General features: G+C 58.1%; 19 protein-coding genes. 10 read left to right on the top strand and 9 right to left on the bottom strand.

Annotation, left to right across the window (positions count from 1 at the left end; all coding sequences use genetic code 11):
- Positions 1–397: 397 nt before the first annotated feature.
- Positions 398–1,543, top strand: a complete 1,146-nt coding sequence (wecB, locus tag NC979_RS09755) for a non-hydrolyzing UDP-N-acetylglucosamine 2-epimerase (RefSeq protein ID WP_190520170.1) — start codon at positions 398–400, stop codon at positions 1,541–1,543.
- A gap of 121 nt (positions 1,544–1,664) precedes the next feature.
- Here wecB and cobN read toward each other — a convergent pair whose 3' ends face one another.
- A complete protein-coding gene (gene cobN / locus NC979_RS09750; protein WP_190520168.1) occupies positions 1,665–5,564 on the bottom strand; it encodes a cobaltochelatase subunit CobN in 3,900 nt (1,299 codons plus the stop codon).
- Between the two features lie 178 nt (positions 5,565–5,742).
- On the opposite strand from cobN, the gene NC979_RS09745 reads away from it, so the two are divergent.
- Complete coding sequence (locus tag NC979_RS09745) at positions 5,743–7,914, top strand: GAF domain-containing hybrid sensor histidine kinase/response regulator (RefSeq protein WP_199308879.1); 2,172 nt, start codon at positions 5,743–5,745, stop codon at positions 7,912–7,914.
- 307 nt (positions 7,915–8,221) lie between these two features.
- Here NC979_RS09745 and NC979_RS09740 read toward each other — a convergent pair whose 3' ends face one another.
- The 4 genes from NC979_RS09740 to NC979_RS09725 all read right to left on the bottom strand — a co-directional run bounded on the left by NC979_RS09740 (position 8,222) and on the right by NC979_RS09725 (position 11,552).
- Entirely contained in the window at positions 8,222–9,010 is a 789-nt protein-coding gene (locus NC979_RS09740) for a TPM domain-containing protein (protein ID WP_190520166.1), read from the bottom strand.
- A gap of 300 nt (positions 9,011–9,310) precedes the next feature.
- Positions 9,311–10,726: an ATP-binding protein gene (locus NC979_RS09735; RefSeq protein WP_347403944.1), complete on the bottom strand. Its 1,416-nt coding sequence runs from the start codon at positions 10,724–10,726 to the stop codon at positions 9,311–9,313.
- Positions 10,723–11,421 carry a response regulator transcription factor gene (locus NC979_RS09730; protein ID WP_190520164.1) on the bottom strand — a complete coding sequence of 233 codons (699 nt, stop codon included), beginning with the start codon at positions 11,419–11,421 and terminating at the stop codon, positions 10,723–10,725. Before NC979_RS09730 ends, NC979_RS09735 begins: the two co-directional genes overlap by 4 nt.
- Positions 11,418–11,552 (bottom strand): hypothetical protein, encoded by a 135-nt coding sequence (locus NC979_RS09725; protein ID WP_255524833.1) that lies wholly within the window; start codon positions 11,550–11,552, stop codon positions 11,418–11,420. Before NC979_RS09725 ends, NC979_RS09730 begins: the two co-directional genes overlap by 4 nt.
- Between NC979_RS09725 and NC979_RS09720 the strand changes: the two genes are divergently transcribed.
- Positions 11,551–12,117, top strand: coding sequence for a hypothetical protein (locus NC979_RS09720; RefSeq protein ID WP_190520162.1), 567 nt, complete (start codon positions 11,551–11,553; stop codon positions 12,115–12,117). The genes NC979_RS09725 and NC979_RS09720 overlap by 2 nt on opposite strands.
- Before the next feature lie 154 nt (positions 12,118–12,271).
- Here the strand turns inward: NC979_RS09720 and lgt are convergent, their stop codons facing one another.
- Positions 12,272–13,132 carry a prolipoprotein diacylglyceryl transferase gene (gene lgt, locus NC979_RS09715; protein ID WP_190520161.1) on the bottom strand — a complete coding sequence of 287 codons (861 nt, stop codon included), beginning with the start codon at positions 13,130–13,132 and terminating at the stop codon, positions 12,272–12,274.
- 148 nt (positions 13,133–13,280) lie between these two features.
- Positions 13,281–14,312 (bottom strand): TOBE-like domain-containing protein, encoded by a 1,032-nt coding sequence (locus NC979_RS09710; RefSeq protein ID WP_190520159.1) that lies wholly within the window; start codon positions 14,310–14,312, stop codon positions 13,281–13,283.
- A 351-nt stretch (positions 14,313–14,663) separates the two neighbouring features.
- On the opposite strand from NC979_RS09710, the gene NC979_RS09705 reads away from it, so the two are divergent.
- From NC979_RS09705 to NC979_RS09675, 7 genes are all read left to right on the top strand, one after another.
- The gene (locus NC979_RS09705) at positions 14,664–15,743 is read left to right on the top strand and encodes a sulfate ABC transporter substrate-binding protein (protein ID WP_190520157.1); all 1,080 of its coding nucleotides are present in this window, start codon (positions 14,664–14,666) and stop codon (positions 15,741–15,743) included.
- Between the two features lie 92 nt (positions 15,744–15,835).
- Complete coding sequence (cysT, locus tag NC979_RS09700; protein ID WP_190520155.1) at positions 15,836–16,681, top strand: sulfate ABC transporter permease subunit CysT; 846 nt, start codon at positions 15,836–15,838, stop codon at positions 16,679–16,681.
- Positions 16,674–17,546 (top strand): sulfate ABC transporter permease subunit CysW, encoded by an 873-nt coding sequence (gene cysW / locus NC979_RS09695; RefSeq protein WP_190520154.1) that lies wholly within the window; start codon positions 16,674–16,676, stop codon positions 17,544–17,546. The genes cysT and cysW overlap by 8 nt, the downstream gene beginning before the upstream one ends.
- Positions 17,547–17,637: 91 nt before the next feature.
- Complete coding sequence (locus tag NC979_RS09690) at positions 17,638–17,949, top strand: NIL domain-containing protein (protein ID WP_190520152.1); 312 nt, start codon at positions 17,638–17,640, stop codon at positions 17,947–17,949.
- Between the two features lie 201 nt (positions 17,950–18,150).
- Positions 18,151–18,951 carry a Crp/Fnr family transcriptional regulator gene (locus tag NC979_RS09685; protein WP_190520150.1) on the top strand — a complete coding sequence of 267 codons (801 nt, stop codon included), beginning with the start codon at positions 18,151–18,153 and terminating at the stop codon, positions 18,949–18,951.
- Positions 18,952–18,981: 30 nt separating this feature from the next.
- The gene (locus tag NC979_RS09680) at positions 18,982–19,410 is read left to right on the top strand and encodes a GNAT family N-acetyltransferase (protein WP_190520148.1); all 429 of its coding nucleotides are present in this window, start codon (positions 18,982–18,984) and stop codon (positions 19,408–19,410) included.
- A gap of 515 nt (positions 19,411–19,925) precedes the next feature.
- A complete protein-coding gene (locus NC979_RS09675; RefSeq protein ID WP_190520146.1) occupies positions 19,926–20,372 on the top strand; it encodes a DUF2267 domain-containing protein in 447 nt (148 codons plus the stop codon).
- 142 nt (positions 20,373–20,514) lie between these two features.
- On the opposite strand, the gene NC979_RS09670 is transcribed toward NC979_RS09675, so the two are convergent.
- Positions 20,515–21,381 carry a nitrate ABC transporter ATP-binding protein gene (locus tag NC979_RS09670; RefSeq protein WP_190520144.1) on the bottom strand — a complete coding sequence of 289 codons (867 nt, stop codon included), beginning with the start codon at positions 21,379–21,381 and terminating at the stop codon, positions 20,515–20,517.
- A 367-nt stretch (positions 21,382–21,748) separates the two neighbouring features.
- Complete coding sequence (locus NC979_RS09665) at positions 21,749–23,824, bottom strand: ABC transporter ATP-binding/substrate-binding protein (RefSeq protein ID WP_313887071.1); 2,076 nt, start codon at positions 23,822–23,824, stop codon at positions 21,749–21,751.
- Between the last annotated feature and the right edge of the window lie 140 nt (positions 23,825–23,964).

The raw sequence follows: 23,964 nt of genomic DNA, 5'->3' as shown, positions 1-23,964 counted from the left end.
CTATGGTAAGCATCGAGTCATCCCTAAAGCTATCTATGGCAATAATTATTGTCGAGTGGTGGACTGCGATCGCGGCAAATTCTCTGTTATTGGTGAACTTGTACCAAATCCTGAATGAATACCCCCGATTTGTAGGGGCGTAGCATGCTACGCCCCTCAGGGTTTCTGCATCATGAATTGGGGTTCATCAAATCGGATTTCGTATTAGGCCTGAGCTAGCAGCTACCGTTTTACAGCAGGTCAAGTTTAAGCCAGGGCAGTCCAAACGTCAGAGTTCAAACTCATTGGGCATTTTTTCCATTCTTCGTTCTTTTGCTATGTCTGGGCACCGCCGTCTGGAATGGTGGCATGAACAGGTTATTCTGAGCATGATTTTGCATTCAAAGGGCAGCTCCCTATGGTTCCACCGTTTCAAGTCTGCATTGTGTTGGGCACTCGCCCTGAGGCGATTAAACTTGCGCCGGTGATTCAATGTTTTCGTCAGTGCCCCGACTTTGACACCCAAGTGCTGCTCACCGGTCAGCATCGGGAGATGGTGGATCAGGTCATGGCGCTATTTAACCTGAGCGCTGATCAAGATTTAGCGATTATGCAGCCCCGCCAAACTCTAACCGACATTACCTGTCGCAGCCTTCAGGGGTTAGAGGCCCTCTTTCAAGAGAGTCGCCCCGATATTGTGCTGGTGCAGGGCGATACGACGACGGCCTTTGCTGCGGCCCTGGCGGCCTTTTATCAAAAGATTCCGGTGGGCCATGTCGAGGCGGGTCTGCGCACCGACAACATCTATAACCCCTTCCCTGAGGAGGCCAACCGACGGCTGGTTTCCCAAATTACCCAGCTGCACTTTGCGCCCACGGCTCTATCGGTGCAGCACTTAGAGCGATCGGGGGTAACCGGCAATCTGCACCAGACCGGCAACACCGTGATCGACGCCCTGCTGTCGGTGGCCGATCGCCGTCCCGATTGCGAGGTGCCGGGGCTAGACTGGAACCGCCACCGGGTAATTTTATCGACGGTGCATCGGCGCGAAAACTGGGGCGCACCTCTGGGAGCGATCGCCAAGGGGTTTCTCAAAGTGCTTGAACGGTTTCCCGACACCGCCCTGCTGCTGCCCCTGCACCGCAACCCCACGGTGCGAGACCCGCTCCAGGCCGCCCTTGGCGATCATCCCCGCGCCTTTTTGACTGAGCCCCTCGACTACACCCAGCTGGTGGGCGCGATTCAGCGGTGCTATCTGGTGATGACTGACTCGGGCGGATTGCAGGAGGAAGCCCCCAGCCTGGGTAAACCGGTGCTGGTGCTGCGCGATAACACCGAACGCCCCGAAGCCGTGATGGCCGGCACCGCTAAGCTAATTGGCACCGACGCCGATCGCATGCTGGCGGAGGCTGAGACGCTACTGCTGAACCCCGAGGCCTACCAGACCATGGCCGAGGCGATCAACCCCTTTGGCGACGGCCAGGCTTCCCAGCGGATTCTTGAGATTACGCGGGCCTACCTGCAACAAACTACAGCGACAGTTCGGCAGCCCCTAGCGTGCTAGTCGCTGCTCCCTTTTTGAGGGGGTTGGGGCGATCGCGTGAGAGCGTTTCAACATACAGCCCAATTTTGCGGCATTGGTAGGAAGGTGCCGCCCGACACGGCTGGGGCGATCGCTCCCAGGGTTACTCTGCCTGGGGCTGACCTCGATTGAACTGCTGGGTTTCTAATACTCCTTCCGCCTGGTTGGCGATCTGCCGCAGGCTATCCAGCATCTCGGTGCGGGCCGTAGCCCACAGCCCTCGCTGGTTGGCTTCGAGCAGGCGCTCGGCCATATCGCGCAGCGCCCAGGGGTTTGAGGTTTGCACAAAGGCCTGCACTGTGGGGTCAAGCAGGTAGGCCTGGGCCACGCCCTCATACATGTGGTCGGCGACGCAGCGGGCGGTGGCGTCGTAGGCAAACAGGTAGTCGACGGTGGCGGCCATCTCAAAGGCTCCTTTGTAACCGTGGCGCATGACGCCCTCGATCCACTTAGGGTTGACCACGCGGGAGCGGTAGACCTTGGCAATCTCAGCTTCGAGCGATCGCACCTTGGGCTTGGCCGTCACCGCATTATCGCCAAAGTAGGTGGCTGGCTGCTGCCCTTGAAGGGTTCTCGCCGCCACCGTCATGCCCCCCTGAAACTGGTAGTAGTCGTCAGAGTCGAGCAGATCGTGCTCGCGGTTATCCTGGTTATGGAGCACCACTTGCAGGTGCTTGAGCCGCTGCTCAAAAGCTTCGGGCATGGCGTGGCCTTGGGCATTGCGACCATAGGCGTAGCCGCTCCAGTTCAGGTAGGCACGGGCCAGATCTTCGTCAGTGGTCCAGTTTTGCGATTCGATTAGCCCTTGCAACCCAGCTCCGTAGGCCCCCGGCTTAGAGCCAAAAATGCGGTAGCGCGATCGTAGCTCGGCCTGCTCGGCCGTCAGTCCCTGGGCCTGCCACTCGGCACTCTCCTGCCGCGATCGCGCCGCCAAAGGATTTTGTTCCGGTGGTTCCTCCAGAGCCGCCACCGCCGCCACCGCCTGGTCTACCAGGTCAATCAAGTTGGGGAAGGCATCGCGAAAGAAGCCCGAAATCCGCAGGGTGACATCCACCCGCGGCCGCCCGATCGCCGACAGCGGCAGCACCTCAAAATCGACTACCCGCCGCGAGGGACCATCCCACACCGGGCGCACCCCCATCAGAGCCAGAGCTTCGGCAATGTCGTCCCCGCCGGTACGCATGGTAGAGGTGCCCCACACCGATAGGCCTAAGGTTTGGGGGTACTCGCCGTGGTCTTGGGTGTACTGCTCCACCAGCACTTCCGCCGCCCGCCGCCCCACATCCCAAGCGCTCTCGGTAGGGATGGCGCGAATATCCACCGAGAAGAAATTGCGGCCCGTGGGCAGCACGTCGGGGCGATTGCGGGTGGGCGCTCCAGCGGGGCCGCTGGGCACGTAGCGACCGTCGAGACCCGCCAGCAGATTGGCGATCTCGTCGGTGGTGCGGGTCAAGGCAGGAATGAGGGTGTGCTGGATCCAATGAAGTTCGGTGGCGATGGCTGTTCCCCTCTCCCCCGGCCCCTCTCCCTGGGGGAGAGGGCTAGGGAGAGGGCGGGCAGCAACTTGCGGCAGCAACCCTTCCACCAGACGAGAAGCTTCCTCTTCTAAGGCCTCAATCGCATCCCCCACAATCCGACAGTGCTCCAACCCGGTAAAAGGTTCTCCAGGATCAGCGGTAAGGGGGTCAAGGTCAAGGTTCCAGGATTCTGCGATCGCCCGCGTCAATCCCTGTCGGCCAGGACCGGGGTGGCGAGCGATCGCCACAATCAAATCTCGTAGCTGTCGGCCATTGGGGCACTGGCCAAAGATATGGAGACCGTCGCGGATCTGGGCTTCTTTGAGATCGCAGAGGTAGGTGTCGAGGGTGGGGAGGAGGGTGGGGAGTGGGGAGGAGGGTGGGTGGGTGGATGGGTGGATGGGTGGGTGGGTGGGGGAGATTTCGTCGAGTAAGTGGGTGTCGTTGAGCAGGGTGAGGATGCGATCGCCAATCAAGGTCAACCGGCTCGGATCCAAGCTCTGGGCTTCGTAGTATTCATCCACCAGACCCTCTAGCTTTTCGAGGGGACCATAGAGTTCGGCGCGGGTCAGCGGTGGCGTCAGGTGGTCGAGAATTACTGCCTGGGCGCGGCGCTTCGCCTGGGAGCCTTCGCCAGGGTCATTGACGATAAAGGGGTACAGGTGGGGCGTGGGGCCAAACATGGCTTCGGGGTAGCAGTCCTGCGACAGGCCGACACCCTTGCCGGGCAGCCATTCTAAGTTGCCGTGCTTGCCCAGGTGAGCGATCGCCTGCGCCCCAAAGCTATACCTCAGCCAGAGATAAAAGGTCAGGTAGTCGTGGGTCGGCTCTAGATCGGGGGAGTGGTAGTTGAGGGAGGGATCAAGGTCGTAGCCTCGGCTCGGCTGAACACCAATGAAGATGTTGCCGAGTTGGAGGCCGGAAATGGGGAATTTCGAGTTTTGAGTTTTGAGTTTTGAGTTTTGAGTTTCTTCCCCGGCCTCCCCACTTTTTCCATCTCCCCCTGGAATGCCCCAACGAGCGCTCATGCCAGCGCGCACCGCTTCCGGCATGGTTTCAAAATACTGGCGGTAGTCAGCGAGGGGAAGAGACTGGTGAACTTGGCGAAAATCCCGGCCTTCGGGGTCGTTGGTCATCCCGACGGTGAGCTGGCGAATCAGGTCGTCGCCATCGGTGGGGATGTCGCCCAGAGTGTAGCCCGCCGCCTTGAGGACGTGGAGAACTTCGATCGCACTCTGGGGCGTATCGAGGCCGACGCCGTTGGCAAGGCGACCATCGCGGTTGGGGTAGTTGGCGAGAATCAGGGCGATGCGGCGATCGCCCACAGGGGTGCGGCGTAGGGTGGCCCACTGAGCGGCCAAGTCAGCAACAAATTCTATACGGTCAGCTACCGGCTCGTAGGTGACCACGTCCGTTTCTAGCGTTTCGCTGCGCTGGTTAATCGATTTAAACGAAACAGCGCGGGTAATGATGCGCCCATCAACTTCGGGCAGAGCCACATTCATGGCAATGTCGCGGGGTGAGAGTCCCAGGCTTTGACTTTCCCAGGCGGCTTTGGTACCGCCGCTGAGAATCACTTGCAGCACTGGCACGTCCAAGGTTTCCCACAGATCCAAATTGGGGGTAGCGCCGTCTAGTTTCGCTACCGAAAAGCTGGTGGTATTTAGCAGTAGGTCAATGCCCTGTCCTTCTTTGGGCTTGAGCAGAGCGACCAAATCCTCCTGCACCTCAGGATCTTGCAGCGACGATACAAATACGGGCACCGGGTGTAGCTGCCGTTCTGCCAACGCCGCGCACAGGGCATCAATAGGGGCAGTGTTGCCCGCCAGGTAATGCGCCCGATAGAAGATCAAGCCTACCTTGGCAGTTTCACGCTCCGGTCCCCCTCTCCCCATGGGAGAGGGGCTAGGGGAGAGGGGGACGGGGTACTTCTCCTGTTGACCAGTGGCATACACCCCAACTTTAGGGATGGGCTGCGGGGCCAGGGGGTGGTAGGTGGTGTGGAGAATGCGATCGCACACCTCCATTAACCCATTCGCTATATTCTCAACGCCGCCTTCGTTGAGGTAGCGCCAGAGCTGGTTTGCTACCGTCAGCGGCACGGTCGAATGGCTGATCAGATCCGGGGCGGGGCGATCGTCGCCAGGCAGCACAATCAGGGCGGCCCCGGTTTCGGCGGCCACCTCCCTGACCACTTCCAAACCGTAGGGCCAGTAGGCGCGCCCCCCCAGTAGCCGCACCACAATAATCTGTGCGTGGCGCAGCACATCGTCGGTGTAGGTGTCGATCGCCAACTGCTGCTGAAGCTGAAGCAGGTTGGCCACCCGCAAGGCCGGAAAATCGGCGGGAAAACTGGCCCGAGTCAGACTTTGAATTTCGGTATCGGCGGCGGTGAGAAACACCAGCGGCGCCGGGGTTTGCTCGACAAAAATAACGCCTTCAGTATCCGGCGTCCAGCCGCCGGGGGTAGCGGCTAAGCGATGCATGGGCGATCCCTAGGGCAACAACAAATCTGAAGGAACTCTAGCGTAAGTCAGGGTAGGCCCAAAACGAAAGTTACCATGGGGACTCCCTAGGATGAGGATCCTTAAACCTTAAGGCTTTCTTTGGCAACTCCCCGTTTCAAACCACCGCAGTGGGCGCCCTCGGCCTCAAAATATAGAAATGCCTGACTTTATAACCCGTGGCACCGAACAGGTCATGCCCAAGGCTGCTCTAGTTTTGCTGGAGCAGTTTTTGCGTCAGTACTGCCAGCAGTACCAGCTAACTCTGCTCACCGAAACTGACCTCCCCGCTGACACTTCTAGCGGCGACAGTTTTTGGTGTCTAGAGGGGCCAGAGCTTGCGGTAGTCGTAACGGCGCGCTCCCAGGATGACGATCGCGCCGTGGTCGATCTCACCGCCGAGGCTGCTGTCATAGAGGCGTTCTTGGCCCAGCGGGGCTTGAGTCGGCCCGTACCTACCACCAGCCTCAGTGCCCTCAGCCAATTTATGCTGGCCTGGTTGCAGGCCTGTGCGGAGGTGCCGGCCCAAAGCCTCATCAACCGGCAGCGAGAGCGCCGCCTGCTGCTCAACCAGGTGATCACCAAAATTCAGGGCAGCCTGGAGCTGGGCGAAATTTTAGAAACCACCGTGGCCGAAGTGCGCCAGTTTCTCCAAGCCGATCGGCTGCTGATCTACCAGTTTGACCAGGTGCCTGCCACCCCGGTTCAGCCTATGGATAGCGATGCTCCAGCCCACTTCAGCGTGGCGCGCCCAATTGGCTATATCACCTACGAGTCGCGATCGAGCGATCGCCTCGCCTCGGTGCTCAACTACACCGAAGACCTCTGCTTCAACGACCACCCCGACTACCCCCATCAGAAGCGCCGCTACCGCCACGGTCGCCCCCTCGCCATTGACGACGTGGGCAAAGCCTACCTCCATGCCCCCTGCATGGAAACCTTTCTCGAGCAGATGCAGGTGAAGTCAAAGGCCGTGGCTCCCATTCAGGTGGGGCAGCAGCTCTGGGGCCTGCTGATTGTGCACCAGTGCGCCGACCTGCGCCAATGGCAGCCTTGGGAAACCGAGTTTTTGCAGCACATCGCTGAACACCTGGCGATCGCCATCAACCAGGCTCAGCTCTACCAACAGCTTCAGCAGCAGACCCAAAACCTCGAAGTTTGCGTCGTCGAACGCACCCAAGACCTGCGCGATGCCCTAGTGGCTGCCGAAGCCGCCAACCGCGCCAAAACCGAATTTTTGGCCACCATGAGCCACGAGCTGCGCACCCCTCTCACCTACATCATTGGCATGTCGGCTACCCTGCTGCGCTGGTCTCTGGGCGAGCTCACCCCCCGCCAGCGCGACTACCTCTCCACCATTCAAACTAGCGGCGAGCATCTGCTGCGGGTCATCAACGACATTCTTGACGTGTCAAAAATTGAGGCCGGGCGCACCGTTCTAGAAGTGCGTCAGTTTTCCCTCACCTCCCTTTGTCGCCAAAGCGTCGATGGCTTTCGTACCGAGGCCGCCCAAAACGACATCGACATCGCCCTCGACCTCAAGCTGCCCAACGGTCAAGACACCTTCTTAGCCGACCCCCGGCGGGTGCGGCAAATTCTCGCCAACCTGCTCAGCAATGCCGTCAAATTTACCGATGCCGGCGGCAAAGTCGTTCTGCGCGTGCGGCGTGAGCAAAACGACGCCGTCTTTCAAGTCCAAGACACGGGCATTGGCATTTCAGCCGCCGCCCAATCCTTGCTGTTTGGCAAGTTTCAGCAGCTTGAAAATGTGCTCCAGCGAGAGCACCCAGGCACGGGTCTGGGCCTAGCCCTCACCAAGCAGCTGGTCGAGCTCCACGGCGGTTCTATAAAAGTGAACTCAGAGGTTGGCAAGGGCTCTATTTTTACCGTCAGAATCCCGGCGCAGCGATCGACCGATCCCCTAACGGCCGAGCCAGAGCTCACCGCCGAACCCATCGTGGGGCGCATTGTGCTGGTCGAAGACAACGAGGAAACCGCCAGCGTCATCTGCGACATGCTCACCGCCGCCGGCTACCAAGTGATCTGGATCGTGGATGGATCGCGAGTGCTCGACCAGGTAGATCTGCTTCAACCTGCGGCCATGATCACCAGCCTCAGCTTAGCCAGCGCCGATGGCAGCGACATCATTGCCACCCTGCGCCAGGGCTCAGGCTCCCCAAGGCCAAAAATCCTGGCTTTAGTCGATTTAGACAGCCCTAACCAAATAGAGCAAGCCCTTAAAGCAGGGGCCAATGACTGCGTCAGTAAACCCATAGACCCCCGGCAACTGCTGGCGACAGTCAACGCCGTTATGACTACCCAGCCGGTGTAGCCCAAACCTCTGCTTGCATGCCCACAAATACAGCCATGCCACGGCGCTGAAGACGAGACGTCTAGCGGCAAAAACTGGTGTTTATAGCTATTGCCCCAAAATCTTTTAGCCGAGTGGGCGATCGCCATACAGCAGGTGGATCTGGGTTAGACCAATCCAACCTGCCAAAAATGGAAGCCTGATTGAGCATCTTTTCATTCTTCTATCTTTGCTCTTTCGCTCCCGCTTCAAAAACAGAGTGGGCATTGTTCTGACGAACAATGCCCACAGCCCACACCTAGTGCGGGTTAAATCAAACTACCCGTCGTTAGGTCTCAGAAGAGGCCTGATTGCCGAGAATTGGAGTCAGAAAGGCTACTAAAGCGCCAATCAAAAAGCCAGCAACGTTACGCGTTAGGGGCAGCCAGTCACTGGTACGGGTTACCACCGGGCCAATGCCAAAGGCAAAGAACAGAATCCCCCACAGAGGCGAAAAGATCAGCACCCACTGCCAGGCGAAAATTTGTCCAGGCTTGCGGGGGTGAGCCGCAAATCCACAGATGACCCCGCCGACAATGGAGGTAATCAGTGTTAGCACCCACTGCTCTTGAGGCAGACCGGGCACCACATTGCAGCCCCCCTGGCGCAGACAGCCCTGAATTGACTCCAGGGCGCTGAGAATAGAGTTGTCTTCGCCGTTTTCGCGCACAAAGAACTGATTGCCGTAGCGGGTTTGCAGCTCAATCCAAAAGGTGCGGGGCAGCAGGTCGTAGACGGCATCGCCTACGCTGAAGTTAAGCAGATTGCCGCCGCGCGGGTCGGCTACTAGCATAATGCTGCGATCGTCGAGGCCCCAAAAGTCTTTAACCGCCCGACCTGGAGTTTGGTCGTACTGGGTAAGCACACGCAGCTTCCAGCCAGTTTCGGCTTCAAAGTCGTTGAGCTTAGAGTCGAGGCTTTCTTCTTGGCGAGCGCTGAGCGACTTGGCCAGATCAATGATGGCAGTCTGGGTATCGGGCAAGAGTTCTGGGTTGTCGTAGGCCAAGGCCGGTGCCATTGGCAGCCAGGCGCAGAGGCTTACTACACAAATGACCAAAATGTTTAGCGCGTGTCTCATACTGGCTTGCCGTAAGAACATAGAACTGACAACGACGAAAGCGACTCACCGCTGGCCTAAAGTAAAGCCAATAGTGAAGTATTTTCCTTAATTTAGTCTATACCTTTGTTAACAGATGTTTACATAACTCTAATATTTCTCTTTCCGTAGGATAAGAACTTGACTGTTTGGGTTAGATGGTGTGAGGTCTGAATTTAGGGGTTCAGGGTTTAAGGTCTAGGGTTCAGGGCAAGATTAGTACCTTGTACCTTAGACCTGAAACCTTACACCCGAGTCCCCTCATGTAGCCTGTACCTTTGGCTAGTTGGAGGACATAGGCAGGTGTAGATCAAACCGGGCTTCTCCAGCGGGGCTAGGGGCCAGCACCAGATCGCCACCGTGGGCACGGGCGATCTCGCGGGCAAGGCTGAGGCCTAGGCCTAGCCCTTCGGTTTGGCGGGCGCGGGCAGGGTCACCCCGGTAGAAGCGATCGAATAGGCGGCTGGCTTCGGCGGCGGTGAGGGGTGCCGTGGCGTTAGTTAACGTGAGCTGTACTTGGGAATCAGCGCGGTTGACCGCTACCCGCACCCAGCCTTGAGGCAGATTGTATTTAGCGGCGTTGGTGATCAGGTTTTGGATCACCTGGGCCAGTAGGTCGCGATCGCCCATCACGCCCACCCCCAGCTCAATCTCAGCCGTCACCGCCAGCTCAGGGGCCAGCAGCGAGAGATCCTCCAGCTGATCTTGCACTAGGGCGCTGAAATCGACCGGCTGGCGCTGAATGCTCATCTGCCCGGCATCGGCCAGCGACAGCAGCAGCAGTTTGCGCACAATGCCGCTCAGGTGGCGCACCTGGTCAAGCAGTTGGCTCAGGGTTTGCTGGGCCGCCGAGCCGGTTTCGACCTGCTGAATGGCTCGCTCTAGCTCTCCCTGGAGAATGGTCAGGGGCGTCTTGAGTTCGTGGGCGGCATCGCCGCTGAAGCGAGACGCCTGCTGAAAGCTGCGCTCTAGCCGCTCTAGCATGGCGTTGAAGGCGGCAATGAGCGGCGCAAACTCAGGGTCGGGGTCGGCGGGCACTCGCTGGTGCAGACCCTGGGCCGTCACCTGGTTAATGCTCTGGCTAAGCTGACGCACGGGCCGCAGCGCCTGGCCCGCGATCGCCCAGGCTCCGCCCCCAATTACCAGCAGCAGGCCGGGAATCGTCAGGGCGTAGATGCGTCGCAGGGTGGCCATTTCCTGACGAAGAACGTCGAGGTTGGCAGCGAGCGCCAGTTGTCCCATAGGGGTAGCCCGCACCACCAATCGCCAAGGCCCGTCAGGCGATCGCACCGTCATCAACCGGCGCGGTCCCCGGCGCCCCTGAGTTGGGTTGGGTGTGGGGGAGATTTGAGCGATCGCACTGGGCCACTGGGGCGATTGATAGACCACCTCCCCTGTGCGGCCCACCAGCAAAAACCCCACCTCGGCATCGGCGGGCAGGCCCAGGTCTTGGGCCAAATCCGGTTCTGGGTTGGTGGGAAAGCCATTGCGATTACCGGGGGGAAAATTGCCGCTATCGCCGGGGCGACCCAGGGGAACGGTGCGTTCTAACCGGGCGTCGAGGCGATCGAGCTTGGCCTGGTAGATCAGCCAGCTCGACAGCAGGGCAAACCCCAGCAGTGCCCCTCCGGCCAGGGCGGCAGACCACAGCGCCAGCCGCAGCCGCAGGGAAAATCGGGGCAGCGGCGATCGCGTCACGGGCGTTCCCCTCGAGCGCTCTCTTCGGGGGGGCGAAAGCGGTAGCCCACTCCCCGCACGCTCTCGATCCACTGAGCCGCGTCTAGGGGATCGAGCTTTTTGCGCAGTCGCTGAATGGCCACATCGACGACGTTGGTGCTGGGGTTAAAGTCGTAGCCCCAGACATGCTCCAAAATTTGGGTGCGGGTCAGCACTCGACCGGGCGATCGCATCAAATATTCCAGCAGATTAAACTCTCGCGCCGTCAGCTCGACCTGGTGCCCGCCGCAGGTGACCTCGCGGGTAATGCGATCGAGGCGCAGGGGGCCAGCGGCCAAAAAATTCTGCCGCTCGCCGCTGCTGCGCCGCACTACCGCATGGATGCGAGCTACCAGTTCTTCGACATAAAAGGGCTTAGCGATGTAGTCGTCGGCCCCAAGATTTAGCCCAGCCAAGCGATCGTCTAGCTCGTTGCGGGCGGTAATTAAAATTACCGGCACGGCATAGCCTGCCCCCCGCAACGCCTTGAGAATGGCCAGCCCGTCCATCCCCGGCACCATGATGTCGAGCAGCACCACATCGTAGGTGCGATCGGTGGCCAGGGCATAGCCCTCAGTGCCGTTGGGGCAGGTGTCCACCACAAAGCCCTGTTCTTGCAGCCCCTGGGCCACAAAACTGGCAATTTTGGCCTCGTCTTCGACTAATAAAACGTTCATAGGCGCTCACAGCCTAGCACCGCCAGCAGGCCGCAAAAATGACAAAGCTGTAATTTGGCGGCCATGGTTTTGCCATAGTGCCCAGGCTTAATAGGAATCGTCAACCTAATCACCCGGAGCAAATCGTTCATGGTAATTCATCGTTCACTGCTGACTGCTGGCCTGGCGGCTGCCCTGGTTGGTGGTCTAGGTTTGGCCGCCTTTAGCCAAACCACCCAGGGTCAACCCCCGCAGCCCGAAGCCACTCCAACTGAGCCCGCTCAGCGGCCCGAGGGCCGAGGGCGAGGTCACGGTGAAGGGCTGGCCAACGCTGCGGCAGATCTAGGCGTTAGCGAAGCCGCCCTCAAAGCCGCCCTGGGTCTGCCTTCTGAACCGCCACCGCGCCCTGACTTGGCCGCCGCCGCGACTGAGTTAGGTGTCAGTGAAACTGAGCTACAGGAAGCCCTGCGCAGCGGCAGAGACGGCGATCGCGGCCAAAGGCTAGCCACCGCCGCCATACAGCTAGGCGTCAGTGAAGCCGCCTTGAAAGAAGCCTTGGGCCTACCCGCTGAGCCACCGCCGCGCCCTGATCTGGCCGCCGCTGCCGCCGAACTGGGCGTTAACGAAACCGATCTCCAGGAAGCCCTGCGCAGCAACATGGGAAGAGGCGGCGGCCCCGGCAACTGCGGTTCCGAAGGCAGTTCCCCACCGCAATAGTCCCCCAACCCCTGTCAATCGTCACTCCCCTTGCTGCGCTCTGGAAATCTCGTTGTGATTTCCAGAGCGTTTTTTGGTTGGGCAATAGGCAGCAAATTAGAACGCGCACGGTGGCAGTCAGGAGCCTTTACCTACGTGCGCTCTCGATTGAGATTTAGCTACCTTTGGCCACATCCGGCAGCGATCGCCGCCCCATGTACAGCCACAGCAGCCCAGCTACTCCTAGCGCTATACCGGTGAGGCTCACCACCTGGGCCATTCGCAGCGGCCCCAGCATTAGGCTATCGAGACGCAGGCCCTCGATCCACAGGCGGCCTAAGCTGTAGGTGGCGAAGTAGACCAAAAAGAGCGTGCCCGTCTTCAGCCGTTCGGGATGGCGCAGACCCCAGAAAAACAGCCACAGCACCAGGGCAAACACCCCCAAATTCCACAGCGATTCGTAGAGAAAGGTGGGGTGATAATACTCCACGGTTTCCAGCCCGGGGGGGCGCTGGGCGGGGGGAATATAAACCCGCCAGGGCAGATTGGTCGGGCCGCCAAAGGCCTCAGAGTTGAAGAAATTGCCCCAGCGACCAATGGCTTGGCCCAGCACCAAAGCCGGAGCCACCACATCCGCTAGGGCCCAAAACGACAGTCGATTGAGACGGGCAAACAACAGCGCCGCCAGCATACCGCCCAAGATCGCCCCGTGGATGGCAATGCCCCCCTGCCAAATGGCGAAGGCACTCAGCGGGTCATCGGCGTAGCGATCCCACTCAAAGGCGACGTAGTAGAGACGGGCGGCAGGCAAAGCCCCCAGCACCAGCCAGATCGACAGGTCGGCAACCGCCTCGGGGTCAAGCCCGCGCCGCTGGGCCAGCCGTTGCGCCAGGGTAATGCCGATCGCCAGGGCGATCGCAATCAGCAGCCCGTACCAACGAATGGCCAAGGGCCCCAGCTGAAAGATAATTGGCCCCGGTGACGCTAGCTGCGCCAACCCGTTGACCGCCAGCCCCAGTTCTATACCTGCTCCCATTGCCCGCCTACCTGCTTACGTCTTGGCCCCCGGCTTGGGGCCAAAACTACTATGACACTATATTGAAGCCCCTTGAATAGCACACCGCTGGGCTGAACCAGCTGAGCGCAAACCAAGGGATCAAGGCGCTAGGCTGCAAGCGAGTCGGTTAGGCCACCGACGGCGCATAGCCCGGTGCAGGGGCAAAGCTACGAATCAGCTTGGCTCGTAGGTAAACCGTTTGCCCTGTCTCAACGCCCAGGTCGCGATACTGCTCACGGTTGATGTGGGCAGTAATGGGATGGCCGTTATCGAGGGTCAGCTCAATGCGAATCGTCCAGCCCAGGTGAATGATGTGGTTGATCGTGGCGGCAACACTGCCGTCGTGATGCTCGGTGAAGATCTCAATATCGTGGGGGCGTAGAAACACCTCCCCGTGGGTGGGGGCGTCGCGGTGGAGCGACTTCCAGGTGTTGTCGGGGGAGAGCACGTTAACCGCACCGATAAAGCTCATCACAAAGGGAGTGGCCGGGTTTTCGTAAATCTCAGCGGGGGAGCCCACCTGCTCGACTCGACCCTGGCTCATCACCACGATTTCGTCGGCGATTTCCATCGCTTCTTCCTGGTCGTGGGTGACGAAGACGGTGGTGACATGCACATCGTTGTGAAGGCGGCGCAGCCAGTCGCGCAGATCTTTGCGCACCTTAGCGTCGAGGGCACCGAAGGGCTCGTCGAGCAGCAGCACCTGGGGTTCAACGGCGAGGGCCCGCGCCAGAGCCACCCGCTGCCGCTGACCACCAGAAAGCTGGGAGGGGTAGCGATCGCCCAATCCATCCAGCTGCACCAGGTCGAGCAGGGTATCGACCCGATTCTTAATGCGATCCTGGGGCCACTTTTGCAGCTCTAGGGCAAAGGCCACGTTTTTGCGCACGGTGAGGTGTTTAAACAGGGCGTAGTGTTGAAACACAAAACCCACCTGGCGATCTTGCACCGTTTTGTGGGTGGCGTCTTGGGCCGAGATGTAGATTCTGCCGGTGTCGGCCTGCTCTAAACCGGCAATCACCCGCAGCAGGGTCGACTTACCCGAGCCTGAAGGTCCCAGCAGGGCCACCAAAGAACCACTCTTGATATCTAGAGTGATGGGCTCTAGGGCTTGAAAATCCCCAAACTGTTTTGAAACGTTATCTACTCTAATTCCCACGGGTGTTCCCCAAAATCGACAGTGTGCTTCAGCTAACGAGGCGGCACCAAGGCTGAGGGAAGCGGTGCCGCTTTTGCTATCAACGTAAACCCAAATCTAGGCGGCAGGGCAGGGCGTGCCTCAGTGCCCTAGGGGCGATCGCCTACTGACCAAGCCGCAGTGTGACCCTACGCTACCCCACCCACAATAAAATTGCAACTCATCCCAAAACTAGATCGATCTAGCTTTAAAAAAATGTGCAAATGGCTTCAACTTCATTTTGGATCGAAGTCCAAAATTTTGTGATACAGTCCATAAACGTAATCCTCGAAAACCCTATCGAGATACCGGAGATTCTTTGGAGAGCTACCCATGACATCACCTCAACGTTATATTTCGCGGCGGTCGGCAATTTTATTTGCGGCTGGCCTGGGGCTGGCGGGCACCCTAGCCGCCTGCGGTAGCACCTCATCGACCCCCGAGGCCAGCAATGGCGGCGAAGCGACCACCGCTGCCGCTGGTCCCGTAGAGCTGACCCTGGTCTCCTACGCTGTGACCCAGGCGGCCTACGAGCAAATCATTCCTAAGTTTGTGGAGCAGTGGAAGGAAGAAACTGGTCAGGAAGTCACCTTTAACCAGAGCTACGGTGGCTCAGGCTCTCAAACTCGAGCCGTGCTCGACGGGCTAGAAGCTGATGTCGTCGCCCTAGCCCTGGCTGGGGACACCAAGAAAATTGAAGAGGGTGGCCTGATTGAGCCCGGTTGGGAAGGCGAAACTCCCAATAGCGCCATTGTGCATTCCTCGGTAGCAGCGCTGGTCACCCGCGAGGGCAACCCCAAAAATATTCAGGGCTGGGAAGATCTAGCCCGCGACGATGTGCAGGTGGTGACCGCCAACCCCAAAACCTCTGGCGGTGCCAAGTGGAACTTTTTAGCGGCCTGGGGTTTTCAGACCCAGACCGGTAACGATGATGCCGCCGCCCTAGACTTCGTCACCAAGGTCTATCAAAACGTGCCGGTGCTGCCCAAGGATGCGCGAGAATCTACCGACGTGTTTTTCAACCGGGGCCAGGGCGATGTGCTAATTAACTACGAAAACGAGGTGCTGCTGGCCGCCCAAAATGGCGAGGAGCTGCCTTTTGTGGTTCCCGAGGTAAATATTTCCATTGACAACCCCGTTGCCGTCGTCGATGCCAACGTGGATAAGCACGGCACCCGCGAGGTCGCTGAAGCCTTTGTGGAGTTTTTGTTTACCCCAGAGGCTCAAGAGGAATTCGCCAAAGTGGGCTTCCGCCCCTCTGACCCCGAGGTGGGTGAGCAGTTTGCCGATCAGTTTCCTAAAATCGAAACTCTCTTTACGGTGGCCGACCTAGGCGGCTGGGAAGAGATTGACAAAAAGTTCTTTGCCGACGGGGCGATCTTTGACCAGGTTCAATCCAAAGTTGGCAAGTAGGTAGATGACGGTTACCTCAGCCTGACGCGATCGCATCGGGCTGAGGTAACGGTCGCTCAGAACTGACTAATCGACATGCTTTCTCTGCACCTATGACTTCATCCCCACCGTCTTCATCCCCAGGTCTTTGGCACCAGATTCTCCACGCTCCCTGGACTTGGCGGGTTACCTGGTTCTATCTCACCCTGTTTTTGTTTTTGCCGATGGCGGCGCTTGTGCTCAAGGCGCTGACCCTAAACCCGGCAGAGATTTGGCGCATTGCTACCGATCCGGTGGCGATCTCGACCTACAACGTCACCTTTTTTACGGCGCTGGTGGCCAGCATTATCAACGGCTTTGCTGGGCTAATTATTGCCTGGGTGCTGGTGCGCTATGAGTTTCCGGGGAAGCGGTTTTTAGATGCCATCATCGATCTGCCCTTTGCTCTGCCTACGGCGGTGGCCGGTTTAACCCTATCGACTATCTACAGCACCAACGGCTGGATTGGCGGCTTTCTAGAGCCCTTTGGCATTCGAGTGTCGTTTACCCGTCTGGGGGTGCTGGTGGCGATGATCTTTATCGCGCTGCCCTTTTCGGTACGGACGGTGCAGCCGGTACTGCAAGACCTGGAGCCGGAAATGGAAGAGGCGGCCTGGTCCATGGGGGCTTCTCGGTGGCAGACCTTTTGGCGGGTAATTTTGCCGCCGCTGATGCCGGCCATTCTCACGGGCGTGGCCATGGGATTTTCGCGGGCGGTGGGCGAATACGGCTCAGTAGTGATTATTGCGGGCAATATTCCCTTTCAAGACTTAATCGCACCAGTGCTGATTATTCAGCGTTTGGAACAGTTTGACTACGCCGGCGCAACGGTAATTGGTACGGTGCTGCTGCTGATTTCGCTGTCGGCACTGCTGGTGATCAACCTTATTCAGGCCCGCGGGAGGCGCTTCTATGGCTGATTCATCTTTAAAGCAACCCATTGCTGCCGCTGGGCCTAAATCTCAGGGGACGACGTTTCAGTGGGGCAAGTGGCTGCTGGTGGCCTTTGTCTTTGGCTTCCTGGGGCTAATTTTGCTGGTGCCGACCCTCAACGTGTTTGTTCAAGCATTAAAGGCGGGTCTGCCCGGGTTGCTCGACACGTTTACCAACAAGTTCTTTTTAAATGCGGTCAAGCTGACGTTGATTACGGCAGCAATTACGGTGCCGCTGAACACAGTGTTTGGGATCTGTGCAGCGCTGTCGTTGGCCAACAAAAATTTCCCGGGGCGATCGCTCCTGATCAGCATTATCGACCTGCCCTTCTCGATTTCGCCGGTGGTTGCGGGTCTCATGCTGGTGCTGCTGTTTGGCAACCGGGGCTGGTTTGGGCCGCTGCTTGAGGCCAACGGCATCAAGATTATCTTTGCCCTGCCGGGCATCGTCATGGCCAGTATCTTTATCACCATGCCCTTTATTGCCCGCGAGGTGCTGCCCGCCCTCGAAGAAGCGGGCACCCAGCAAGAAGAGGCCGCCGCCACCCTGGGAGCGAACCAGTGGCAAACCTTCTGGCGGGTCACACTGCCGTCGATTAAGTGGAGTTTGCTCTACGGCCTAATTTTGACTAACGCGCGGGCCATGGGTGAGTTTGGGGCGGTGACCGTGGTCTCGGGCAACATTGTCGGCAAAACCCAAACCCTGCCCCTCTTCATTGAAGAGGCCCACATTCAGTACAACAGCCAGGCAGCCTACACCGCTGCCCTGCTGCTGGCCTGTTTGGCTGTGGTCACTCTGGTAGTGAAGTATTTGCTAGAGCGCACGGCTGGTATTCAGCATCGAGGGCACTAATCCGGTCTAAAGTTTACGGTTTTGGGTTTTGGGTTGGTCAGACTGCAGGCCCGATCGCAAACCCCGCAGCTCATGTCCTAGGAGGTTCCTAATGTCATCCGTTTCTCCCGACTACGGTCTTGAGGCTCTGCACCTGAAAGACCCTGAAAGCCTGATTCATACTGAAGTAAAAGTCCGCATTCCCAAGGCGCGCCACCCCGACCCGGTAATCTCAAACCTGATTAACCGCTATGGGCTCAAGGTGAATATTCTAGGCGCGTTGCTGGGAGCCAACGGCCAAGAAGATGGCTGGTTTGATCTGGCTATTGAGGGCCAGGCCGGCACCGTTCACGAGGCCCTGCTCGACTTGGTGGAGCTAGAAGCCGATCTGTGGTTCAACACTGAAACCGACGACGGCTACTAAGTTTGTCTTAATAAGTTTATTTGGGGGCGGCTCGATGGCCTTGGGCGATCGCTCGCTGCCCTACCACTCACTGTCAGCTTAGCTGCCCACTCGGTTCAATTCTCCAATTCAAATACAGGTCAATCGAGATTGCGGTCAAGAATTCTTGAGCAAGCGTAGTTTTCGAGGGACAATGGCGGGGTAACGAACCTGTAGTGCAGTATGGCAAGGCAAAAAGGCCAGGTTGCGGCGACTGATGCCGTCGAAACCTTGACCACGAAAAGTTTTTTGTTTCAGGGCCTAGAGGCCAAAGACCTGCTCAACGGGTTAGACTCCAGTGTCTTGGTCGTAGAAAAGCTGTACTCCAATCGGCCGGTGTATACGGCCTTTCGTCCGCAGACCTGGTTAGAGCACCTCTACGTGGTGGTCGAGGGCGGCCCAGTGATCATGCGCAGCACTCCCCTCGACCGGGTCATGGCCATGACCTACCCCGGCGCCTGTTTTGGCATGCGCAATTTGCCCGTGGGGTTTGGGCCGGTGGTGCGGGCGTTTCCCAGTTTGGTGGAAGCCTACAAAACTACCGACGTGATCAAGGTGCCGGTAGCGGTGGTGCAATCGCTATACGACCAGCACGAAATCTTTCGCGATCGCTACTCTCTCCTATTTGAGCTGCGCGAGAAGTTTCAGTATCACCTGCTCAACTGCAGCACCTACCCTCCCCAAGCTGTGGCGGCGCTGCTGCGGGCGCTGATCTATCAAGAGCGCAGTCTGGGCAGTCAGCCGAGCCAGGGCAGCAGCACTAGCTACTGCTTTGACCTGCCCATCGACCTCATTGCCCGCGCCTGCCAGCTCAACCACCGTACCGTTGAGCAGGTCTTAAAGGGGCTAACGAAGGCGGGCTACATCAAAACCAGCAAAACCGCTGAGTCGGCCAATGACCAAGTGCAGGTGGTTGACCCCGAGGGGCTCAAGGAAGTGTACGGAGCCACCCGCGATAAGGTTTCGTGGTGGCCTTTAAAGTAAATCCTTGCGTTGCGCTGAACTCGATCGCCTATGCAGATTAGACCCGGCGAGGTGAGAGACAGTGTGGCGATCGCGGCCCTGCTTACTGCCCTCGACTACCCCGTCACCCCCGACTTTGTCGTTCACAGTCTCCAGCGGCAGCTCACCCATGCCGATGCCGCGGTTCTGGTCGCCGTAGAACAGGACGCCGTTGTTGGTCTCATTTCGCTGCACTTTATTCCGCAGCTGGCGTTGCCGGGAGACTTTTGCCGCATCAGCTACTTTTGTGTTGACCCGGCGGCACGGGGGCAGGGAGTGGGGGCGGCGCTGGAAACAGAGGCCAGCAAGCTGGCTTGGGCGCGGGGGTGCAATCGTATTGAAGTGCACTGTCACAACCGCCGCGCGCAGACTCATCGGTTTTATTACCGGCAGGGCTATGTTGAGTCGCCTAAATATTTAGTCAAGCCCGCTCCTCCCTAGCATCGGCAGTGAGGCGCTCATGGGCATATTCTGGGCCAGAAATTATGATGCCATCCGCTCATTTCACTTGGGCTGGTAAACCAGTCACTGCTGGCGGTTCCACTCACTCAAGGTCATGGTTGAAATGGGGCAAATTGCCAAGTCCACCATATAGGTTGATCTCAACGAATTCGGGCGATAGGGCGATCGCAGCCTGAAGCAAAGCCATATTAGATGAAACTTGGCGTAGACTGCCTAAAATTGCCAAAATACGCAAAGTTTAAAAGTAAATATCTTACAGTTTCGGCAGCTTGAACCTCGAATAGTTAACTATCTCAATCACTAGGCCCAGCAAGCTAACCAACAACTCAACCCTAATTCGAAAATATTAATGAGTACTTGGCTCAGCACCTCTGCCAGATGGCTCCGTCGAAAGACGGATGGAATTCATCTTCACACTTCGCAACATGTAGTGGAATCCCAATGAATTGACTGAGTTCAATTCGTTTTTTTTGCAAAAGTTGTAGTGAGAAATTATGGCAAGTCAAACCCAGCAACAGTCTTTTCTCGACAAAGTGATAGAGCGGAGTAGTTTGAAAACCGCTAACGATGCTGAGCGGGCCACAAACATAGTATTCCGAATTTTGCGGGATATGATGTTGAACAAAACCAGCGACCAGATCGAAGAAGACCTCAAAGCAGGCGCATCTGAATCTGAGCAAGAAGTGCTTGATCTTTGGAAAGATCCCAACGTCATGGTCGCTTTCTTCAGCCGCATTAGCCCTGCACAAAATTTACACATCAAGCCAGGGACGTTTATGCTGCGTCTGCAACAAGAAGGTGCATTGCCCTCCGGGGTTGCTCCTGAGGAGGTAACAGCAGCCGTGTTCTCAGCTATGAAAGAAATTTTGCCTGCTGAACGAAACCAGGAAATTGTTTCGATCCTTCCCGGTGAAATTCGGCAAATTTGGGAGCAGGCGTAATAATCACCACTTCATAACTGAGGGGTGACCATAGTTAAAATCTGCTCTTAGCGTAATCCGTAGTGCAGAGATTCCAAGGTTCTAGTTCTGGCTCTACAAGTCGGCCAGTAAACTTGGCTAGAACCTTGGAATTTAGCGGTTGCTACCCTTCGTCGTGGGCAAAGCGGTTGTAGAGAAAGTCGAGAGCGTGGTTGCGCAGCTGGTAATACTGCGGGTCTTCCATAATCTGGTCCCGATCGCGGGGCCGCTCGAAGGGAATATTCATCACCTCGCCGATACCGGCAGCGGGGCCGTTGGTCATCATCACTAGGCGATCGGCTAGGAATAATGCCTCGTCGATATCGTGGGTAATCATCAAGACTGTGCAGCGGTGGTCGTTCCAGATTTTGAGCAGTTCTTCCTGGAGTTCTTCTTTGGTGATGGCATCAAGCGCGCCAAAGGGTTCGTCGAGAATCAGCACTTCGGGGCGAATGGATAGGGCGCGGGCGATGGAAACCCGCTGGCGCATGCCGCCGGAGATCTGATCGGGGCGCTTGTCGGCGGCTTCAGTAAGTCCCACCATGGCCAAGTGGTCACGCACGATCGCCCGCTTTTGGGCCTCGGGCTTATTGGGCCATACCGATTTCACCGCTAGGTAGACGTTCTCAAACACGGTGCGCCAGGGAAGCAGGGCGTAGTTTTGGAAGACGACCATGCGATCGGGGCCGGGTTTGAGGATGGGTTGCCCGTTGAGGGTGACGGAGCCTTGGGTAGCTTGCTGGAACCCTGAGACTAGGCTGAGCAGGGTCGATTTGCCGCAGCCGGAGTGGCCAATGAAGCAGACGAATTCGCCCTGTTGAATGCTCAGGTTGACGTTTTCTAGTACTGGGAATCGGCCCTTGGCAGTGGGGAAGCTTTTGGAGACTTGATCAAAGACCAGAAAGCCTTGGTCGGAAGAGGGTTGGGTATAGCCGGCCTGTTCGGAACGTGCGGGGCGACGAGACTTGAGTTTGAGAGGGGTAGGTTGCATGGTTTTACTCCTTAAAGATGGAATGTTCTAAACGTTGAGATGTGGTTGCCGAGAAAGCGATCGCCTAGGGCGTAGGATGTTGGGCTGACGAAAGTGGGGTGGAAAAGCCAAGGTTGCCGCTGGGGCCATTTCGCAGGCCCCAGACCCCCATCGACAAGGACGTTCCGCCGTCCTTGACCTCACGGAAAGGATTTGCTGGTCATCGGTTTAAACGCCTGTTCTGCCGATGGAGGTGTCAAAGGAATCAAACTGTGGGGTTCCAAACCTGAATTGGACGGAAGGCTCCAAACCCTGACTAGATGAATGAAGAAGCAAGCGTCACCCATCCACCCCCTACCCATCCACCCCTACCCCCACTCCCCACCCCTTACGCAGCCAAGGCTGCCATCCGTCCATCCAGCACCACCTCAGCAATGGTGATGTCGCGCTTGATAGCGAGGCTGTTCAAATATCCAATGGGATCTTGAGCGTCGAAGTCGGTGCCGTCGAACAGGTGAATGCTGCCGCGAGTGAATTTGGCGTCGAGCAGGCCCAGTTCGCGGGCGGCGGTGCTATAGACATCGACTCGCACAATGCGTTCGAGAATCTCTAGCCAGTTGCGGGGGAAGGGCACATCACCCCAGCGGGCGAGTTGGGTCATGTGCCAGAGGTGTTCAGTGCGGCTGGGGCGGTTGGCGCCGTCGCCAAAGAACAGGTGGTGGGCGTACTCGCGCATGGGCTTTTGCAGCTCGCAGACTTTGGTGTTGGGGTCACCCAGCTGGATGTAGTCGATGGGGGTGCCTAAGTAGGCGCGCTGGGAGAGAATCTGGCGAATCTCTAGCTCGTTTTCGGGGTCGGCGCAGTAGCGGCAGGCGTCGAGCAGGGCCTTGGTAAGGGCAATGTGGGTGTTGGGGTAGGCGGCGGCCCAGTCTTCGCGCACGCCGAGCACTTTGCCGGGGTGGCCGTCGTAAATTTCGCGATCGGTGGCGATGGTAAAGCCTACCTCGTCCATGGCGGCGCGCAGGTTCCAGGGTTCACCGACGCAGAAGCCGTCGATCGCATTGTTCTTCAGATCCACCACCATCTGGGCGGGGGGAATGGTTTGCAGAGCCAGGTCGCGATCGGGGTCGATGCCGCCCGCCGCTAGCCAGTAGCGCAGTAGCAGATTGTGCATCGACGACGGGTGCACCATACCCATGCGGTGCTGGGTTTCGGGGGTGCGGTGCAGCATATCGCGAAAGGCATCCAGGCTGTGGACGCCCTGGTCATAGAAACGGCGAGATAGGGTGATGGCGTTGCCGTTGCGGGTCATGGTCAGCGCGCTGATCACGGGCAGCGGGGTATTTTTGTGGCCACCTAGGGAAAACCACAGGGGCATACCGGAGGGCATTTGAGCAGCATCTAGGTAGCCGCCAGCGATGCCGTCCACAATGCCGCGCCAGCTGGTTTCGCGGGTTAGGTTAACTTCCTCCAGGCCGTGCTTAGCAAAGAAGCCTTTTTCCTTGGCGATCGCCACCGGGGCACAAGCGGTCAGTGGCACAAAGCCAATATCCAGATTTACCTTCTCCAAACCGTGACGAGCCACCGCCGTAGTTTTTCTGGCTCGCAGCTTCTTAATCCGCTTTTGCTGGTTGAGGAAGTAGATAATTTCGCTGCGCAGGCTGTAGTAGCTAGGGTGCTCCACCACTTCCATGCGCTGGCGGGGGCGAGGAATATCGACCTCTAAAATGTTGCCAATTTCGGCTCCGGGGCCGTTAGTGAGCATGACGATGCGATCGCTCAGCAGCACCGCCTCATCTACATCGTGGGTAACCATCACGGCAGTGACTTTATTCTCGTCGCAGATGCGCATCAGCTGAGTCTGCAGATTGCCTCGAGTTAGCGCATCCAGCGCCCCAAAGGGTTCATCCAGCAGCAGCAGCTTGGGGCGAATGGCCAAGGCGCGGGCGATCGCAACCCGTTGTTTCATGCCCCCCGAGAGCTGGTCAGGCCATTTGTCGGCGGCGTGCTGCAAACCCACCAGGTTGATGTGCTCTTCAACAATGGCCCGGCGATCAGCCTTGGACTTGTCGCCATAGACCGAATTTACCGCCAGAGCAATGTTTTCGCGCACCGATCGCCAGGGCAAGAGCGAATAGTTTTGGAATACCACCATGCGATCGGGGCCAGGTTCGGTAATTTTCTTACCCTCCAAGGTGAGTACTCCAGAACTGGGCAGCGATAGCCCCGCGATCATGTTTAAAAGGGTCGATTTGCCACAGCCCGAGTGGCCAATAAATGAAACAAATTCGCCCGTTTTAATTGTTAGGTCAATGCCCTTGAGGGCGATGTACTCGCCGCCGTCGGATAGGTTAAAGACCTTATCCACCTGATCCACTGCCACCAATAAGCTCATAGTTCTATCCTCGCGATCGTTGTTAAGTAATGCCGTGGGGTGGGCACTGCCCACCAACGAAAATGTCAAGCGTTATAGATTTCCAACCCGTCGGGTTCCGCTGGCGCTCCACCCAACCTACAGTTCTGGATTCCGGCTCCCCTCTCCTCCCTGGGAGAGGGGTCGGGGGAGAGGGCAAACCTATGCCGGGCAGGTCTCCCCTCAAAGTT

Origin of the sequence: Leptolyngbya subtilissima AS-A7, from assembly GCF_039962255.1 — a bacterium.
Classification (GTDB): domain Bacteria; phylum Cyanobacteriota; class Cyanobacteriia; order Phormidesmidales; family Phormidesmidaceae; genus Nodosilinea.
The sequence above is the reverse complement of the archived record's forward strand: the minus strand, read 5'-3'. Positions and strand labels throughout refer to the sequence as shown.

What these genes read in the sequence shown, in the direction of transcription:
- wecB (WP_190520170.1), top strand. Translation starts at nt 398, where the DNA reads ATGGTTCCACCGTTTCAAGTCTGCATTGTGTTGGGCACTCGCCCTGAG.
- cobN (WP_190520168.1), bottom strand. Translation starts at nt 5,564, where the DNA reads ATGCATCGCTTAGCCGCTACCCCCGGCGGCTGGACGCCGGATACTGAA.
- NC979_RS09745 (WP_199308879.1), top strand. Translation starts at nt 5,743, where the DNA reads ATGCCTGACTTTATAACCCGTGGCACCGAACAGGTCATGCCCAAGGCT.
- NC979_RS09740 (WP_190520166.1), bottom strand. Translation starts at nt 9,010, where the DNA reads ATGAGACACGCGCTAAACATTTTGGTCATTTGTGTAGTAAGCCTCTGC.
- NC979_RS09730 (WP_190520164.1), bottom strand. Translation starts at nt 11,421, where the DNA reads ATGAACGTTTTATTAGTCGAAGACGAGGCCAAAATTGCCAGTTTTGTG.
- NC979_RS09720 (WP_190520162.1), top strand. Translation starts at nt 11,551, where the DNA reads ATGGTAATTCATCGTTCACTGCTGACTGCTGGCCTGGCGGCTGCCCTG.
- NC979_RS09725 (WP_255524833.1), bottom strand. Translation starts at nt 11,552, where the DNA reads ATGAACGATTTGCTCCGGGTGATTAGGTTGACGATTCCTATTAAGCCT.
- lgt (WP_190520161.1), bottom strand. Translation starts at nt 13,132, where the DNA reads ATGGGAGCAGGTATAGAACTGGGGCTGGCGGTCAACGGGTTGGCGCAG.
- NC979_RS09705 (WP_190520157.1), top strand. Translation starts at nt 14,664, where the DNA reads ATGACATCACCTCAACGTTATATTTCGCGGCGGTCGGCAATTTTATTT.
- cysT (WP_190520155.1), top strand. Translation starts at nt 15,836, where the DNA reads ATGACTTCATCCCCACCGTCTTCATCCCCAGGTCTTTGGCACCAGATT.
- cysW (WP_190520154.1), top strand. Translation starts at nt 16,674, where the DNA reads ATGGCTGATTCATCTTTAAAGCAACCCATTGCTGCCGCTGGGCCTAAA.
- NC979_RS09690 (WP_190520152.1), top strand. Translation starts at nt 17,638, where the DNA reads ATGTCATCCGTTTCTCCCGACTACGGTCTTGAGGCTCTGCACCTGAAA.
- NC979_RS09685 (WP_190520150.1), top strand. Translation starts at nt 18,151, where the DNA reads ATGGCAAGGCAAAAAGGCCAGGTTGCGGCGACTGATGCCGTCGAAACC.
- NC979_RS09680 (WP_190520148.1), top strand. Translation starts at nt 18,982, where the DNA reads ATGCAGATTAGACCCGGCGAGGTGAGAGACAGTGTGGCGATCGCGGCC.
- NC979_RS09675 (WP_190520146.1), top strand. Translation starts at nt 19,926, where the DNA reads ATGGCAAGTCAAACCCAGCAACAGTCTTTTCTCGACAAAGTGATAGAG.
- NC979_RS09670 (WP_190520144.1), bottom strand. Translation starts at nt 21,381, where the DNA reads ATGCAACCTACCCCTCTCAAACTCAAGTCTCGTCGCCCCGCACGTTCC.